Source organism: Streptomyces lincolnensis (assembly GCF_001685355.1).
In the GTDB taxonomy this organism is placed as follows: domain Bacteria; phylum Actinomycetota; class Actinomycetes; order Streptomycetales; family Streptomycetaceae; genus Streptomyces; species Streptomyces lincolnensis.
In genome coordinates, this window is the sequence record NZ_CP016438.1 from 3,475,327 (window position 1) to 3,491,394 (window position 16,068).

The 16,068-nt window shown below is 72.5% G+C and carries 15 protein-coding genes; 2 read left to right on the forward strand and 13 right to left on the reverse strand.

Annotated features, from left to right (window positions below; translation table 11 throughout):
• Positions 1-104: 104 nt before the first annotated feature.
• From SLINC_RS15415 to SLINC_RS15425, 3 genes are all read right to left on the reverse strand, one after another.
• On the reverse strand, positions 105-1,256 hold the full coding sequence (locus tag SLINC_RS15415; protein ID WP_067432450.1) for a carbohydrate kinase family protein: 1,152 nt from the start codon (positions 1,254-1,256) through the stop codon (positions 105-107).
• A gap of 116 nt (positions 1,257-1,372) precedes the next feature.
• Positions 1,373-2,662 carry a glucarate dehydratase family protein gene (locus tag SLINC_RS15420; RefSeq protein WP_067432453.1) on the reverse strand — a complete coding sequence of 430 codons (1,290 nt, stop codon included), beginning with the start codon at positions 2,660-2,662 and terminating at the stop codon, positions 1,373-1,375.
• A complete protein-coding gene (locus tag SLINC_RS15425; RefSeq protein ID WP_067432456.1) occupies positions 2,659-3,597 on the reverse strand; it encodes a 5-dehydro-4-deoxyglucarate dehydratase in 939 nt (312 codons plus the stop codon). The genes SLINC_RS15420 and SLINC_RS15425 overlap by 4 nt, the downstream gene beginning before the upstream one ends.
• 105 nt (positions 3,598-3,702) lie before the next feature.
• On the opposite strand from SLINC_RS15425, the gene SLINC_RS15430 reads away from it, so the two are divergent.
• Entirely contained in the window at positions 3,703-4,485 is a 783-nt protein-coding gene (locus SLINC_RS15430; protein ID WP_067432459.1) for an IclR family transcriptional regulator, read from the forward strand.
• Between the two features lie 25 nt (positions 4,486-4,510).
• On the opposite strand, the gene SLINC_RS15435 is transcribed toward SLINC_RS15430, so the two are convergent.
• From SLINC_RS15435 to SLINC_RS15455, 5 genes are read right to left on the reverse strand one after another with little or no spacing between them, the layout of a single operon-like run.
• Positions 4,511-5,503, reverse strand: a complete 993-nt coding sequence (locus SLINC_RS15435) for an adenosine deaminase (RefSeq protein WP_067432462.1) — start codon at positions 5,501-5,503, stop codon at positions 4,511-4,513.
• Positions 5,504-5,523: 20 nt separating this feature from the next.
• A complete protein-coding gene (locus tag SLINC_RS15440) occupies positions 5,524-6,429 on the reverse strand; it encodes a ribonuclease Z (RefSeq protein WP_067432465.1) in 906 nt (301 codons plus the stop codon).
• A gap of 6 nt (positions 6,430-6,435) precedes the next feature.
• Positions 6,436-6,789, reverse strand: coding sequence for a histidine triad nucleotide-binding protein (locus SLINC_RS15445; protein ID WP_067432468.1), 354 nt, complete (start codon positions 6,787-6,789; stop codon positions 6,436-6,438).
• Between the two features lie 44 nt (positions 6,790-6,833).
• Positions 6,834-10,052 carry a S41 family peptidase gene (locus tag SLINC_RS15450; protein ID WP_067432474.1) on the reverse strand — a complete coding sequence of 1,073 codons (3,219 nt, stop codon included), beginning with the start codon at positions 10,050-10,052 and terminating at the stop codon, positions 6,834-6,836.
• Positions 10,053-10,097: 45 nt separating this feature from the next.
• Entirely contained in the window at positions 10,098-10,628 is a 531-nt protein-coding gene (locus SLINC_RS15455; protein ID WP_067432478.1) for a hypothetical protein, read from the reverse strand.
• An 81-nt stretch (positions 10,629-10,709) separates the two neighbouring features.
• On the opposite strand from SLINC_RS15455, the gene SLINC_RS15460 reads away from it, so the two are divergent.
• Complete coding sequence (locus tag SLINC_RS15460) at positions 10,710-11,108, forward strand: hypothetical protein (protein WP_067432481.1); 399 nt, start codon at positions 10,710-10,712, stop codon at positions 11,106-11,108.
• Here the strand turns inward: SLINC_RS15460 and SLINC_RS15465 are convergent.
• From SLINC_RS15465 to hrcA, 5 genes are all read right to left on the reverse strand, one after another.
• Positions 11,050-11,442: a VOC family protein gene (locus SLINC_RS15465; RefSeq protein WP_067432484.1), complete on the reverse strand. Its 393-nt coding sequence runs from the start codon at positions 11,440-11,442 to the stop codon at positions 11,050-11,052. The genes SLINC_RS15460 and SLINC_RS15465 overlap by 59 nt on opposite strands.
• 30 nt (positions 11,443-11,472) lie before the next feature.
• Positions 11,473-12,237 carry a 16S rRNA (uracil(1498)-N(3))-methyltransferase gene (locus tag SLINC_RS15470; protein WP_067432487.1) on the reverse strand — a complete coding sequence of 255 codons (765 nt, stop codon included), beginning with the start codon at positions 12,235-12,237 and terminating at the stop codon, positions 11,473-11,475.
• Positions 12,234-13,310, reverse strand: coding sequence for a nitronate monooxygenase (locus SLINC_RS15475; RefSeq protein ID WP_067432490.1), 1,077 nt, complete (start codon positions 13,308-13,310; stop codon positions 12,234-12,236). The genes SLINC_RS15470 and SLINC_RS15475 overlap by 4 nt, the downstream gene beginning before the upstream one ends.
• 441 nt (positions 13,311-13,751) lie before the next feature.
• Positions 13,752-14,888 (reverse strand): molecular chaperone DnaJ, encoded by a 1,137-nt coding sequence (dnaJ, locus tag SLINC_RS15480; RefSeq protein ID WP_067432493.1) that lies wholly within the window; start codon positions 14,886-14,888, stop codon positions 13,752-13,754.
• On the reverse strand, positions 14,889-15,905 hold the full coding sequence (gene hrcA / locus SLINC_RS15485) for a heat-inducible transcriptional repressor HrcA (protein ID WP_067432496.1): 1,017 nt from the start codon (positions 15,903-15,905) through the stop codon (positions 14,889-14,891). It lies immediately after the preceding gene.
• Positions 15,906-16,068 lie beyond the last annotated feature (163 nt).

Consider the following 16,068-nt stretch of genomic DNA (forward strand, 5'->3'; position numbering starts at 1 on the left):
GTAGCTGAGAGCGGCCTCGCGCTTCCAAGGGTACGACGCGGGACTGACAACGCCGTAGGGCTTTTCACGGCCGAGGGGGCCGTACCTCCGCGCACCGCGCGGACTCAGGCCGATCCTCCGAACCCGATCGTCGGCACAGCTCTCCGCAAGGGCCAGGGCCGGGTGTCCTCCTCCGGCACCAGCCCCGCCAGGAACGCGTACCGCCGCAAGGCGGCCGGGTCCTGTCCGTCGACGGACTGCACGCGTCGCCACCAGGCGCCGATCTCGGACCATCCGGGCGCCGACAGGGACCCGCCGAACTCCTGGACGGACAGCGCGGCCGTGAGTCCCGCGAAGGCGAGCCGGTCGGCCAGCGGCCACCCCGCCAGCGTGCCGGCGACGAACCCCGCGACGAACACGTCCCCCGCGCCGGTCGGATCGAGGGCCTCGACGGCGATGGCCGGCACCTCGGCGCTCTCCCCGGTCCGCCGGTCCACCGCGTACGCCCCCTCCGCACCGAGGGTGACGACGGCGAGCGGTACGTGGTCGGTGAGGGCGTGCGCCGCGGCCCGCGGACAGTCGGCGCCGGTGTACCGCATGGCTTCCTGCGCGTTCGGCAGGAAGGCCTCGCAGTGGGCGAGGTCCGGCAGCCCGGCCAGGTCCCAGGCCCCGGTGTCGTCCCAGCCGACGTCGGCGAAGATACGCGTGCCCTTGCTCGCGGCCTGGGCGATCCAGGGGGCGCGCAGGCCGGGCGTGAGGGAGGCGACGGCGGCGCGGGCACGGGGCGGGCAGTCGGGCGCGGGCTCCTCCGGGGGCGGCTCGTGGCCGTGGGAGACCATGGTGCGCTCGCCCTCGTACGCCATGGAGACGGTGACCGGCGAGTGCCAGCCGGGCGCCGTGCGGGACGGGCCGAGGTCGATGCCCTCGCCGTGCGCGAGGGTGTCCCAGCAGTACTCGCCGTAGTGGTCGTCGCCGAACGCGGCGGCGAGGGAGGTCCGCAGGCCGAGCCGTGCCAGTGCCGTCGCCATGTTGGCCACGCCGCCCGGGCTCGACCCCATCCCGCGCGCCCAGGACTCGGTCCCGCGCACCGGCGCGGAGTCGAGCCCGGTGAAGATGATGTCCAGGAAGACGGTGCCCGTGAGATACACGTCCCACGGCGGATCGTCCGGCCCGCGCAGGGCGGCGAGGGGATCGACCTGGGCCTGACACGGCCCTGCCTTTCCCCGGTACGACGGTCCCTTTCCGATTGCCGCGGCGGACGCGTTGGACGCGATCACGGTGTGCTCCCTGACCAGTGGTGCCGATCAGGCCAGTCTGCACCACGGCACCGACAACGCGCCGTTGTCACACGACGACCACCGGTGGCGTCGGGGCAGCCGGGCGGGGCGCGGTCCTACCAGCGGGGCACGGCCGGCGTCGTCCACCCCGGCTCGGCGACCCGCATCGCCGCCGCGTCGTCGCGCTCGCGCAGCGCACCGTCGTCATCGAGCCACCGCTGATGCAGGAACGCGAGCTTGTCGCGGTCGAGCGCGACACCGAGTCCCGGGGCATCCGACACGGCGACCTTGCCGCCCTCGAACGTCAGCCGCTCGGTCAGCACGTCCTCCGACTGCCAGGGGTAGTGGGAGTCGCAGGCGTGGTGCAGGTCGGGGACGGTCGACGCGACATGGGTCATCGCGGCCAGCGAGATCCCCAGATGGGTGTTGGAGTGCATCGACACCCCGACACCGAACGCCCGGCAGATCGCGGCCAGTTGCTGCGTGTTGCGCAGTCCGCCCCAGTAGTGGTGGTCGGAGAGGACGACCTGGACGGCGTCCCGCGTGAACGCCTCCTTGATCTCCGCGAACGTCGTCACGCACATGTTGGTGGCGAGCGGCACGCCGGTCGCGGCGGACACCTCGGCCATCGCCCCGGTGCCGAGCGCGGGGTCCTCCAGGTACTCCAGGACGTCCCCGAGCTCCTCGGCGACCTTCAGCGAGGTCTCCACGCTCCAGGCGCCGTTGGGGTCGAGCCGCAGCGGATGCCCGGGGAAGGCCTCGGCGAGGGCGCGGATCGCGGCGATCTCCTCGTCCGGCGGGAAGACCCCGCCCTTGAGCTTGAACGACGTGAAGCCGTACCGCTCCGTGAAGAGCCGGGCCTGCTCCACCACCCCGGCCGGGTCGGTCGCGGCGCCCCAGTCGTCCTTCTCCGAGGCGACGCCCTCGGGATGGCCGGCCCACTTGTAGAAGAGGTACGCGCTGTACTCGACGGCGTCGCGCACCTTGCCGCCGAGCAGCGCGTGCACGGGCAGCCCGAGCGCCTTGCCGAGGGCGTCGAGACAGGCGACCTCGAAGCCGGAGACGACGGAGAGGCGCAGCTTGTCGGCGGTCTGGACACCGCGCAGCCCGCCGACGTCGACCTGCCCCGAGACCCGGGCGTCGTCCACGGCCACCTCGTCGGCGACGGTGAACAGCCCGTTCAGGTCGTCGACCCGACGTCCGACCAGCTCGGCGGCGAACGGCCGGGCCAGCTCCAGGTACTTGGTGTCGCCGTAGGTCTCGCCGACGCCGGTGATCCCGTCGGCGGTCTCGACCTCGACGATCAGCCGGGGCGTGTACGGCTGGTGCACGCCCTGGGTGTTCAGCAGCGGCGGGTCGGCGACCAGGATCGGCGTGAGGCGGACGCTTGTGATCGTGAGGTTCACAGGGTGGCTCCTACCAGGTCGAGTCCGGCGGCCAGCAGCTTCCTGAGCTCGACCAGGTCGGCGGCCGAGGGGTCGGTGAGCGGGGCGCGCACGGGCCCCACCGGGCGGCCGCGCAGCCGTGCGGCGGCCTTGACCAGCGACACGGCGTATCCGGGCACCCGGTCGCGCAGGTCGACGAGCGGGACGTAGAAGTCCCGCAGCAGCTTCTGCACGGTGCTGTCGTCGCCGTGGCACAGGGCCGTGAAGAAGGCGTTCGCTATCTCGGGGGCGAAGGCGTGGACGGCGGAGGAGTAGGCGGGGACGCCGACGGTGGCGTAGGCGCGGGCCTGGATCTCGGCGGTGGCGGCGCCGTTGAAGAACAGGAAGTCCTCGGGGGCGGCGAGGGTCAGGCGCTGGAGCCGGTCGAGGTCGCTGTGGCCGTCCTTGAGGCCGATGACGGTCGGGATCTGTGCGAGGCGCCGCAGGGAGGCGGCCGTGAAGGCGACCTGGCCGCGCTGGTAGACGATGAGCGGCAGCCGGGTGCGGGCCGCGATCTGCTCCACCTGGGCGACGAGTCCGTCCTGCGGGGCCGCGACGAGGTAGTGCGGCAGGACGAGCAGCGCGTCGGCGCCGGCCTCCTGGGCGATGCGCGCGAAGCGGGCGGCCTGCGCCCAGCCGTAGCCGATGCCGGCGACGACGGGCAGGCGTCCGCCGGCCTCCTCGACGGTGATGGTCACGACTTGGCGGTACTCGTCCTCGTCGAGCGAGAAGAACTCGCCGGTGCCGCAGGCCGGGAAGACGGCGCCGGGGCCGGTGGCGATCTGGGCCGCGACGTGGGCGCGGAAGCCGTCCGGGTCGAGCGAGCCGTCGTCGTGGAAGCTGGTCAGGGGGAACGACAGCACGCCGTGTGCCATGCCGTCCCGCAGTCGCCGGGCCGTGTCCGTGGCGAGACTCACCCTCGCTCATCTCCCTATGTAAACGTCATCTACGTATGGAGATGAAGATTAGGTAGGCGAACCACTGTCGTCAATGGGTGGGCCCGCCCCGATTACGATCGGCACATGTCAGACACCGGGGGCGTACGAGAAGTGAAGTCGGCCGCGCGCACGGTCGAACTGCTGGAGCTGCTGGCCGCGCGCGGTGACCGTCCGGCACGCCTCCAGGAGCTCGCGGACCAGCTGGGCGTGCCGCGCAGCTCGATGTACGCGCTGCTCCAGACCCTCATCGCGCGCGGCTGGGTCCGCACCGACATCACCGGCTCGCTCTACGGCATCGGCCTCCACGCCCTGCTCACCGGCACCAGCTACCTCGACTCCGACCCGCGCGTGCGGGTCGTACGGCCGTATCTCGACGAGGCGTCCCAGGCGCTCGGCGAGACCATCCACATGGGGCGCCTGGACGGGCGGAACGTGGCCTATCTCGCGACCCGGGAGTCCCACGAGTACCTGCGGACCATCAGCCGGGTCGGGCGCCGCCTGCCCGCCCACGTGGGCGCGCTGGGCAAGGCGCTGCTGGCCGAACGGGACGACACCGACCTGCCCGAGGGACCGTACGAGGCCCTCACCCCCCACTCGCACACCAGCCGCGCGTCCCTCCTCGCCGACCTCGCGGAGGTCCGGTCCCGCGGCTACTCGATCGACCGCGAGGAGGGCGTCCTCGGCATCGTCGGCTTCGGTTTCGTCCTGCGCTACGACTCCCCCGCCACCGACGCCATCAGCTGCTCGGTACCCCGCGCCCGCCTCACCCCCGAGCACGAGGCGCAGATCATCACAGTGATGCGCGAGATCAGATCCAAGATCGAGGCAACAGCCCCGGGCACCGGGGGCGCACCTCACTGGCGTTAGCGGAGCCCTCGGAGGCGGACCCCGGTCACCCGAACTCGTACGCCTCCACCTCGGAGAGGTACCGCGTGCGGCGCTCCTCGTCGTGGTCCAGGAAGGAGGCGACGAAGGAGTTGCGGGCCAGCTCGCGCAGCTGTTCCTCGCCGAGGCCCAGCGCCGAGCGCACCGCGTCGAAGTTGTCGCCCGCGTAGCCGCCGAAGTAGGCCGGGTCGTCGGAGTTGACCGTGCACAGCAGGCCGGCGTCGAGCATGGCGGGCAGCGGGTGGTCGCCGAGGACGTCGACGGTGCGCAGGCGGACGTTGGACAGGGGGCACAGGGTCAGCGGGATGCGGTCCCGGACGAGGCGGGCGACCAGCTCCGGGGACTCCATGCAGCGCAGCCCGTGGTCGATCCGCTCCACGCCGAGCACGTCCAGCGCCTCGGTGATGTACTCCGGCGGCCCCTCCTCCCCGGCGTGCGCGACCCGCCTGAGGCCCAGCGCGGCGGCGGCCTCGTAGACCTCGCGGAACTTCACCGGCGGATGCCCGACCTCGGCGGAGTCGAGCCCGACGCCGACGATCCGGTCGAGGTACGGCTTCGCGGCCTCCAGGGTCCGAAGGGCCGACTCGGCGGACTCGTCCCGCAGGAAGCACAGGATCAGCTGCGTGGAGATCCCGTGCCGGGCCTCGCTGTCGCCCAGCGCCCGCCACAGCCCCTCGACGACCGTGCCCATGTCGACGCCTCGCGCGATGTGGGCCTGCGGGTCGAAGAAGATCTCCGCGTGCCGCACGCCCTGCGTGGCGGCCCGGGCGAGATAGGCGTTCGCCAGGTCCTCGAAGTCCCGCTCGGTGCGGAGCACCGCCATGAGCTCGTAGTACAGGTTCAGGAAGGACTGGAGGTCGTCGAACTGGTAGGCCTTGCGCAGCGCCTCGGTGTCGGCGTAAGGCAGCTCGACGCCGTTGCGGGCGGCCAGCTCGAAGGCCAGCTCCGGCTCCAGGGTTCCTTCGATGTGCAGGTGCAGCTCAGCTTTGGGGAGGGACATCAGTGCATCGTACGGCTGCTTTACCGCCGTTTCGGAACCGGTACCCGCATGAGGTCGTGGGCGACGGTCAGCTCCCCCTCGTACCCGGCCGCCCGCGCCTGCCGCTCGAAGTCGTCCGGCTCCGAGTAGCGCTGACTGAAGTGGGTGAGCACGAGATGACGGACGCCGGCGTCCCGCGCCACCCGCGCCGCCTGGCCTGCCGTCAGATGGCCGTGATCCACGGCGAGTTGCTCGTCCTCGTCGAGGAACGTCGACTCGATGACCAGCATGTCGCAGCCCTCGGCCAGCGCGTGCACGCCGTCGCAGAGCCGGGTGTCCATGACGAACGCGAACCGCTGCCCCCGTCGGACCTCGCTGACGTCACCGAGACGGACCCCGTCGAGGGAGCCCTCGCGCTGGATCCACCCCACGTCCGGCCCCTTGATGCCGTGCGCGGCGAGCCGGTCGGGCAGCATGCGGAAGCCGTCGGGCTCGATGATCCGGTAGCCGTAGGACTCCACGGGGTGCGAGAGCTTGCGGGCTTCGAGGGTGTACGACGGGGTGACGGCGAGGGGGCCGTCCGCGCTCACCGGCGCCTCGACGAGCTGGACCGTCTCCCGGTACGCCGTCGCGTACCGCAGCCGGTTGAAGAACCGCTGCCCCGACCTCGGGTAGTGGGCGCTGATCTCGTGCGGGACCCGGTCGAGGTTGATGCGCTGGATCACCCCGGCGAGGCCCAGGGAGTGGTCGCCGTGGAAGTGCGTGACGCAGATCCGGTTCAGGTCGTGGGCGGCGGCCCCGGCGCGCAGCATCTGGCGCTGTGTGCCCTCGCCGGGATCGAACAGGATGCCCTCGCCGTCCCAGCGCAGCAGGTAGCCGTTGTGGTTGCGGTGCCGGGTCGGGACCTGGCTGGCGGTGCCGAGGACGACCAGTTCGCGTACGGACACGGCGAGTTACCCGGGGGGCCAGGTGAGGCCGCGGCCGCCGAGGACATGCGCGTGGGCGTGCCAGACGGTCTGTCCCGCGCCGCTGCCGGTGTTGAAGATCGTGCGGTAGCTTTCGAGCTTCTCGTCCTCGGCGACGGCCCGGGTCTCGCGCAGGACGTCGGCGGCGAGCTCCGGGGCGCCGGCGGCCAGGGCGGCGGCGTTCTCGTAGTGCGCCTTGGGGATCACCAGGACGTGGGTGGGGGCCTGGGGGTTGATGTCCCGGAACGCGACGGTGGTGTCCGTCTCTCGGACGATCGTCGCCGGGATCTGCCCGGCGACGATCTTGCAGAACAGGCAGTCGTCCTGGGGTTCCCCTGGCATGTGGCCTCCTCGTTCCGGTGTGATCGCTTACGTGGGCATGCTATCTAGGAGGGCAGACCGGGCGGCACCATGGCCGGGGTCTCCTCCAGGGCGGCCAGCGCCAGCCGTACCGCCTCGTCCAGCTGTACGTCCCGTCCCGCCGCGTAGTCCTGGGGACGCTGGACCACCTCCACATCGGGGTCGACGCCGTGGTTCTCCACGCCCCACTCGTAGTTCTCCAGCCAGAAGGCGTACTTCGGCTGGGTGATGAGCGTGCCGTCGACCAGGCGGTAGCGGCTGTCGATGCCGATGACGCCGCCCCAGGTGCGTACGCCGACCACCGGCCCGATGCCGAGGGCCTTGATCGCCGCGTTGACGATGTCGCCGTCGGAGCCGGAGAACTCGTTAGCGACGGCGACGACGGGACCGCGGGGGGCGTCCTGGGGGTAGCTGTAGGGGCGCATGCCGCGGGGGACGGCCCAGCCGACGATCCGGCGCGCCAGCTTCTCGATGACGAGCTGGGAGGTGTGGCCGCCGCGGTTGTAGCGGACGTCGACGACGAGGCCCTCGCGGCCGACCTCGACGCGCAGGTCGCGGTGGATCTGGGCCCAGCCGGGGGCCTGCATGTCGGGGACGTGGAGGTAGCCGAGCCGGCCGCCGGACCTGTCGTGGACGTAGGCGCGCCGGTCGGCGACCCAGGCGTGGTAGCGCAGCGGTTCCTCGTCGGCGACGGGGACCACGACGGCGTGCCGTACCTCGCCGCCGCCGGAGGGCGAGATGGTCAGCTCGACGGGCTTGCCCGCCGTACCGACGAGGAGCGGTCCGGGACCGGTGACCGGGTCGACCGGGTGTCCGCCCACCGCGACGATCGCGTCCCCGGCGCGCACCGCGACACCGGGCGCGGCGAGCGGGGAACGGGCGTCGGGGTCGGAGGTCTCGGTCGGCAGGACGCGGTCGATCCGCCACTGCGGCGCCCCCTGGGGGCCGTCCTCGTGGCGGGAGATGTCCGCGCCGAGCAGCCCCTGCCGGGGGCCGTGGCCGTGGCCGCCGCGCGGCATGACGTAGGCGTGCGAGGTGCCGAGCTCGCCCTGGACCTCCCACAGGAGGTCGACGAGGTCGTCGTGGGTGGCGACGCGGTCCACCACGGGCCGGTAGCGGTCCAGGACGCCGGCCCAGTCGACGCCGTTCATGTCGGCCCGCCAGAACTGGTCCCGCATGACGCGGCCGGTCTCCTCGTACATCTGCCGCCACTCGGCCGTGGGGTCGACCAGCTGTCGCACCCGGCCGAGGTCGACGGTGATGTTGGAGTCGCTGTCGTCGTCGCTGGAGGCCCGCCGGTCGCTCGGTACGACCTTCAGGCGGCCGTCCGTCCACAGCAGCACCCGCTTGCCGTCGCCGCTGACGGCGAAGTGGTCGGCGTCGGCGGCGAGATGCTCCAGACGCTGCTGGGCGAGGTCGTAGCGCTCCAGCTCGGTCTTGGGGTCGGGGTCGTCCGGGGTGGCCCGGGAGGAGCCGAGGACGCCCTGCACCGGGTGGCGCAGCCAGAGCACGCCGTCCTTGGCGGCCCGCAGGTTGGAGTAGCGGGCGGCCTCGACCGGGAACGGCACGATCCGGTCGGCGAGGCCTTCGAGGTCGATACGGGTGGCCGGGGTGCCCTCGCTGTCGGGGGTCTCGTCCTTGTCCGGCGCCTCGAAGGGGCGGCCGTGCCGCTGCGGGCCGAACGGCGAGGGCGTGGTCGCGGCCAGCGTGATCAGGTGCGGGCGGTCGCCGACGACGAAGGCCAGGTCGAAGACGTGCTCGTCGTAGACCGGGTCGAAGGAGCGGTTGGACAGGAAGGCGAGGTGCTTGCCGTCGAGGGTGAAGGCGGGGGCGTAGTCCTGGAAGCGCAGCGGGGTCGCCTCGGTGACCGACAGGTCGGTGGTGTTGGCGAGGCGGAGCTGGCGCAGCGGGCGCGGGCCGGGGTGCGACCAGGCGAGCCACGCGGAGTCGGGCGAGAAGACCAGGCCGGAGACGTCACCGTCCTCGCTGCGGTCGACCTCGCGGACCTCGCCGGTCTCCCGCTCGACGAGCAGCACCCGGCCGTCGTGCGCGGCGACCGCGGCCCGGCTGCCGTCCGGTGCCATGGCGAGCCCGAGGACCCGGCCCAGCTGTCCGGCGGCGAGGCGGCGCGGGGTGGCGCCGGGGGCGAGGCCGGTGGCGGGCGCGAACTCCAGGGCGTCGTCGCCCTCCGCGTCCGTCACCCACACCACCCACTCCTCGCCGTCCGCGCGGAAGGTGCGCGGCAGACGCGCCCGTACGCCGGGTTCGGCGGCCAGCGCGCGGGCGGGGCCGGAGCGGTGGGTGACCCAGTGCACGGCGCCGCGGACGGCGATCGCGCTGCCACGTCCGGTGTGGTCGGGGGCGCCGGAGCCGAACCAGCGGGAGGCGTTGACGGTGAACGGCTGCCGGTCGACGCGCTGTCCGCCGAGCCGTACGTCGAGCCGGCGGGGCTCGGTGCCGTCCAGGTCGTCGAGGATCCACAGCTCACCGGCGCTGGAGTACACGACGCGGGTGCCGTCACCGGCCGCGTGCCGGGCGTAGAAGCCGTCGAGGGGGGTGTGCCGGCGCAGGTCGGAGCCGTCGGCGAGGGAGGAGTAGAGCGCGCCGACGCCCTCGTGGTCGCAGAGGAAGGCGATGCGGTCGCCGACCCAGGTGGGGTACTCGATGTTCCCGGCGAGGTCCTCGTGGAGCCGGAGGAACTCTCCCTGGCCCTCCCGGTCGATCCACAGCTTGCCCGCGGTGCCGCCCCGGTAGCGCTTCCACCAGGCGGCCTCGCGGCCCATCGGCGAGGACAGGAGCACCGTGCCCGCGTCGCCGTACTGCACGCTGCCGACGAGGCCGTAGGGCAGGCGGGTGGCGGGTCCGCCGTCGAGCGGGACGGCGTGGGCCCACTTGCGGCGCAGGTTGGCCTGGCCGTACGTGGTGACCGCGAGGACCTGTCCGTCCGGGGTCCAGCCGCGCACCTGGGTCTGTGAACTGCCCCAGTGGGTGAGGCGCTTGGCGGGGCCGCCGTCGGCCGGGGCGATGTGCACCTCGGGGGCGCCGTCGCGGGTGGAGGTCCAGGCGACGGTGGTGCCGTCGGGCGAGATACGGGGGTGGGTGACCGGCACGTTGTCGGCGCTGACCCGCCAGGCGCGGCCGCCGTCGAGGGGGGCGAGCCACACGTCGTCCTCGGCGGTGAAGGCGACCAATTCGCCGTGCAGGTGCGGGAACCGGAGATAAGCGGAGGTCGCTGGCTGTGTCACCCGGTCACCCTATGCAGGGGCGGCGACGGACGACAGGGGTTTGGATCACTTCCCCTCGGGCCAGCAGTCGGGTTTGCTCTGGCAGTACACGGTCTTCGTGACGGTCACGGTGACCGTGGCCCCGGGCTGCTGCGGGTTGTTGACGGGCGGGGTGGACGGGGCGGTGCAGTCCCCCAGTCCCTCGACGTGGAACCACTGCTTGCCGTCGATCTTGGCGGTGAGGTCCCCGCGTACACAGGCCCCGCTGACCGCGCGGGTGACCCTGCCGGTGACGGTGATGTCCTTGCCGTCCTCGGTCTCGCCCTCGCAGTCGACCTCGGCGACGGCGTTCTCGGTCGCGCTCGGTGACGCGCCGTCGTCCCCGTACGATGCCGTGCAGTTGAGCCAGCGCACGTCCGCCTTCTGCCGCTCCAGCTCGGCCGTCACGGTCTGGTCGGTCGTGTAGGCCACGGTCGCCGAGTTCAGCCCACCGGGCTCACAGGCCACCATGCTCCCCACGGCCACGACGGCGAGCCCCGCCACAGCCACGGCCCGCCGTCCCCGCCGCCACCGCCCAATCCGCCTCAGTGCCCCCATGGACGGCAGCGTGCCACCGTCGCGCCCGGTGCGGAAGGGCGCATACGGCCATGCGCGCGCCCCGCCCTCTACGGTGGGCGGATGCGCGAGACACGCAGGGTCAGGGAGCTGGTCGTGGACGGGTCGACCCGGTACGTGTGGTGGGTCCGTCACCGGCACGGGCGCGGCGCGGGCGACGTGTGCCGGGAGGTGCTCGCACTGGAGCGGGGCGGCGTACGGACGTCGGTCGTCTTCCCGGCGGGCGAGGGCCGGGCCGTCTCCGACGGCCGCTCGTACACCGGCTGCGTGGCGACCGGCCCCGGAAGGCTGCTCAACCTGCGCGAACCCGGTGTCGTCCGCGCGATCGTCGACGAGGCGACGGCCCGCGGACTGCTCCCGGGGGCGGCCGAGTTGGACGGCTGGGAGCTGTTCGACGCCGTCCTCAGCCGCGCAGCAGCAGCCACTCCTGCAACTCCACCAGGTTCCCCTCCGGGTCCTTGAGATGGGCGACGCGCATCCGGTCGGTCATGGGGGCGGGGCCGTGCAGGAGCGTGCCGCCGCGGGCGGCGATCCGCTCGCAGTAGGCGTCCAGGTCGTCGACGCGCAGGACGACCAGGGAGCGGTGCCCGGTGGCCGTGTCGCCCAGTTCGCCGAGGACCTCGGCCATCATGGCCCGGTCCTGGAGGGCGATGCCCGCCGAGCCGGTGGCGGGACTGAACTTCTCGTACGGGCCGTCCGCCGCCCCCGACTGGGGCTTCAGGCCGAGGACCTCGGCGTAGAAGCGGTAGCAGGCGGCGAAGTCGGTGACGAGGAGGCGTACTTGGGCGAGTTCCACGGCCGTTCTCCCAGGGATCAGGACCAGTGTTCAGGACCAGCGCCCGGTGCGGCCCAGGAGCAGGGCCGTCGCCGCGGTGCCGGCGGTCGATGTACGCAGCACGGTACGGCCGAGGCGGTACGCCTTGGCGCCCGCCCCCTCGAAGAGCGCCAACTCCTCGGGGGAGACGCCCCCTTCGGGTCCGACGACCAGCACGATCTCGCCCTCGGCGGGCAGTTCGGCGGTCGCGAGCGGCTCGCTGCCGTAGGCGCGGTCCTCGTGCAGGACGGCGGCGAAGTCGGCTTTGGCGAGAAGTGCGGCAACCTGCTTGCTCGTCGCGGCGTCCGCCACCTCCGGGAAGCGCACCCGGCGGGACTGCTTGCCGGCCTCGCGGGCGGTGGCCCGCCACTTGGCGAGCGCCTTCAGGCCGCGGTCGCCCCGCCACTGCGTGACGCACCGGGAGGCGGCCCACGGCACGATCGCGTCGACGCCGGTCTCGGTCATCGTCTCGACGGCCAGTTCCCCCCGGTCGCCCTTGGGGAGGGCCTGGACGACGGTGATCCGGGGGGACTCCGGGGGCTCCTCGGACACGCCGGTCAGGTGGAGGAGCAGCCGGTCCTTGCCCTCGGTGCCGACCACCTCGCACAGCGCGTGGCGCCCGGCGCCGTCGGTGAGGACGACCTCCTCACCGGCCCGCAGCCGCTTCACGGAGACCGCGTGCCGCCCCTCGGGGCCGTCGAGGACGTACGGTCCGCCGCTCGCGCGGAGGCCGGGGAGATCGGGGAGGTCCTCGACGACGAACACCGGGGCCGTCATCGCAGGTCACCCTTGGTGGACAACGCTGTCCTGGCGGCGTCGAGTTCGGCGGCCAGGACCTCCACCAGCCGCCCCGCCGACAGCTCCCGGGCCATGCGGTGGCCCTGTCCCGCCCACAGCGCCATGCCCTGCGGATCGCTCGCCTTGGCCGCCGCCTTGCGCAGCGGCGAGGTGAGGTGGTGGACCTCCGGGTAGGCGGCGGGGGCGTAGGGCCCGTGCTCGCGCAGGAAGCGGTTGACCAGGCCGCGGGCCGGGCGCCCGGAGAAGGCCCGCGTCAACTCCGTGCGGACGAACAGGGGGTTGGTCAGCGCCTGCTTGTGCACGGCGTGCGCGCCGGACTCGGGGGTGGCGAGGAACGCCGTACCGAGCTGGGCCGCGCTCGCGCCCGCGGCGAGCACGGCGGCGATCTGGGTGCCGCGCATGATGCCGCCCGCGGCGACGATCGGGATGGTCACGGTCTCGCGGATCTGGGAGACCAGGGAGAGCAGTCCGATGCCGGACCCGTCGGTCTCCGGGACGTCCCGGTGGGTGCCCTGGTGTCCGCCGGCCTCCACGCCCTGCGCGATCACCGCGTCGGCGCCCGCCCGCTCCACGGCGAGGGCCTCCTCGGCGGTGGTCGCGGTGACCAGCGTGAAGGTTCCGGCGCGGCGCAGGGAGTCCAGCACGTCCCGGCTCGGGACGCCGAAGTGGAAGGAGACCACCGGCACCGGGTTGTCCAGCAGCACCGCGAGCTTGGCGTCGTACCCGTCGTCACGGCCGCTGTCCGGGTCGCCGAGTTCCGTCTCGTACCAGCCGGCCTCACCGGCCAGCTGGTGGGCGTAGACGTCCACGGTGGCCGGGTCCGCGTACTCCGGCTGCGGCAGGAAGAGGTTCACACCGAAGGGACGGTTCGACAGGCTCCGCAGCTGTTTGATCTCCTGGTACATACCGTCGGCGGTCTTGTACCCGGCGGCGAGGAACCCCAGCCCGCCTGCCTCGGCGACGGCAGCGGCCAGGTGCGGTACGGAGACGCCGCCCGCCATCGGGGCCTGCACGATCGGGTGAGGGACGAGATCGGTCAGTGCGGAGGACATGACGGCATGTTGTCACGTCCTCCGAACAACTCCGAATCGACCCTGCCACCGGGCACGCACCGCCTGTCAGCGGCCCGTCAGCGGCCCCTCGGGGGCCCGTCAGCGGCCGTTGAAAGCGTCTTTCAACCGAGAGAACAACCCCTGCCGCCCAGGCTGACTGTGTCTGCCCGGGGGCCGACCCCCGGACCCCCGGCAGTCCTGCCTCAGCTCGCGTCAGCGGCCGTTGAACGCATCTTTCAACCGAGAGAACAACCCCTGCCGCCCAGGCTGACTGTGCCTGCCCGGGGGACGACCCCCGGACCCCCGGCAGTCCTGCCTCAGCTCGCGTCAGCGGCCGTTGAAAGCGTCTTTCAACCGAGAGAACAACCCCTGCCGCCCAGGCTGACTGTGCCTGCCCGGGGGCCGACCCCCGGACCCCCGGCAGTCCTGCCTCAGCTCGCGTCAGCGGCCGTTGAACGCATCTTTCAACCGAGAGAACAACCCCTGCTGCCCAGGCTGGAACTGCCCCTGTGGCCGTTCCTCGCCGCGCAGCTTGGCCAGCTCGCGGAGCAGGCGTTCCTGCTCGGGGTCGAGCTTGCTCGGGGTCTGGACCTCGACGTGGACGATGAGGTCGCCGCGGCCGCCGCCGCGCAGGTGCGTGACGCCCCGGGCGTGCAGGGGGATCGACTGGCCGGACTGGGTGCCCGGGCGGATGTCGACCTCCTCCAGGCCGTCGAGGGTCTCCAGCGGCACCTTCGTGCCGAGGGAGGCCGCGGTCATCGGGATGGTGACCGTGCAGTGCAGGTCGTCGCCCCGGCGCTGGAACTGCGAGTGCGGCAGCTCATGGATCTCGACGTACAGGTCGCCGGCGGGACCACCCCCGGGGCCGACCTCGCCCTCGCCCGCGAGCTGGATCCGCGTGCCGTTGTCGACACCGGCCGGGATCTTGACGGTGAGCGTGCGCCGGGAGCGGATACGGCCGTCGCCCGCGCACTCGGGGCACGGCGTCGGCACGACCGTGCCGAAGCCCTGGCACTGCGGGCAGGGCCGCGAGGTCATGACCTGGCCCAGGAAGGACCGGGTGACCTGCGAGACCTCGCCGCGGCCGCGGCACATGTCACACGTCTGCGCGGAGGTGCCGGGCGCGGCCCCCTCGCCGCTGCAGGTGTTGCAGACGACGGCCGTGTCGACCTGGATGTCCTTCGTCGTGCCGAAGGCCGCCTCGTCGAGCTCGATGTCCAGCCGGATCATCGCGTCCTGGCCGCGCCGGGTGCGCGAGCGCGGGCCGCGCTGGGACGCCGTACCGAAGAAGGCGTCCATGATGTCCGAGAAGTTCCCGAAGCCACCGGCGCCGAAGCCGCCCGCGCCTGCGCCGCCCGCCTGCGAGAGCGGGTCGCCGCCGAGGTCGTAGACCTGCTTCTTCTGCGGGTCCGAGAGCACCTCGTAGGCGGCGTTGATCTCCTTGAACCGCTCCTGGGTCTTCGGATCGGGGTTGACGTCCGGGTGCAGCTCGCGAGCGAGCCGACGGAACGCCTTCTTGATCTCATCCTGCGACGCGTCGCGGCGCACGCCGAGAACGGCGTAGTAGTCCGTGGCCACTTACGACTCCGCCAGGATCTGTCCGACGTACCGTGCCACTGCGCGTACCGCTCCCATCGTTCCCGGGTAATCCATGCGGGTCGGTCCGACCACGCCGAGCTTGGCGACTGCCTCGCCGCCCGAACCGTAGCCGACCGACACCACCGAAGTGGAGTTGAGTCCCTCGTAGGCGTTCTCGTGACCGATGCGTACGGTCATGCCCGAATCCCCGGCCTCACCAAGGAGTTTGAGGAGCACGACCTGCTCCTCCAAGGCTTCCAGAACAGGCCGGATCGTGAGGGGAAAGTCATGTCCGAAGCGGGTGAGATTGGCGGTGCCGCCGATCATCAGCCGCTCCTCGTTCTCCTCGACGAGCGTCTCCAGGAGAGTGGAGAGCACCGTCGTGACCGTGCCCCGGTCCTCGGTGTCGAAACCCTCGGGCAGGTCCTCCACCAGGCGCGGGACATCGGCGAAGCGGCGTCCCGCGACCCGGCTGTTGAGCCGCGCCCGCAGATCCGCGAGCGAGGCCTCGCCGAACGGCGCCGGGCAGTCCACCATCCGCTGCTCGACCCGGCCGGTGTCGGTGATCAGCACGAGCATCACCCGCGCGGGGGCGAGCGAGAGCAGCTCGACGTGCCGCACCGTCGAACGGGTCAGCGAGGGGTACTGCACGACGGCGACCTGACGTGTGAGCTGCGCGAGCAGCCGCACGGTCCGCGCCACGACGTCGTCGAGGTCGACGGCGCCGTCGAGGAAGTTCTGGATGGCACGCCGCTCGGGCGCGCTCATCGGCTTGACGCCGGCCAGCTTGTCGACGAACAGCCGGTAGCCCTTGTCCGTGGGGATCCGCCCGGCACTGGTGTGCGGCTGGGCGATGAACCCCTCGTCCTCCAGGGCCGCCATGTCGTTGCGCACGGTGGCCGGGGAGACGCCTAGGTTGTGCCGCTCCGTCAGGGCCTTCGAGCCCACCGGCTCCTCGGTGCCGACATAGTCCTGGACGATGGCGCGCAGCACCTGAAGCCTGCGTTCACTCAGCATGGTCGCGCACACCTCCAGAATGTCGTCCCCCAGTCCCCTGGGCGCCTGCCTGGCACTCTTCACATCCGAGTGCCAGCGTTCCCCGGCCCAGTGTACGGCCGTGGGGTACGCCCCGGGCAAGGCCGGTCCTGCGATGCCGTGCTCGGAAGTGCCCTTTTGGTTA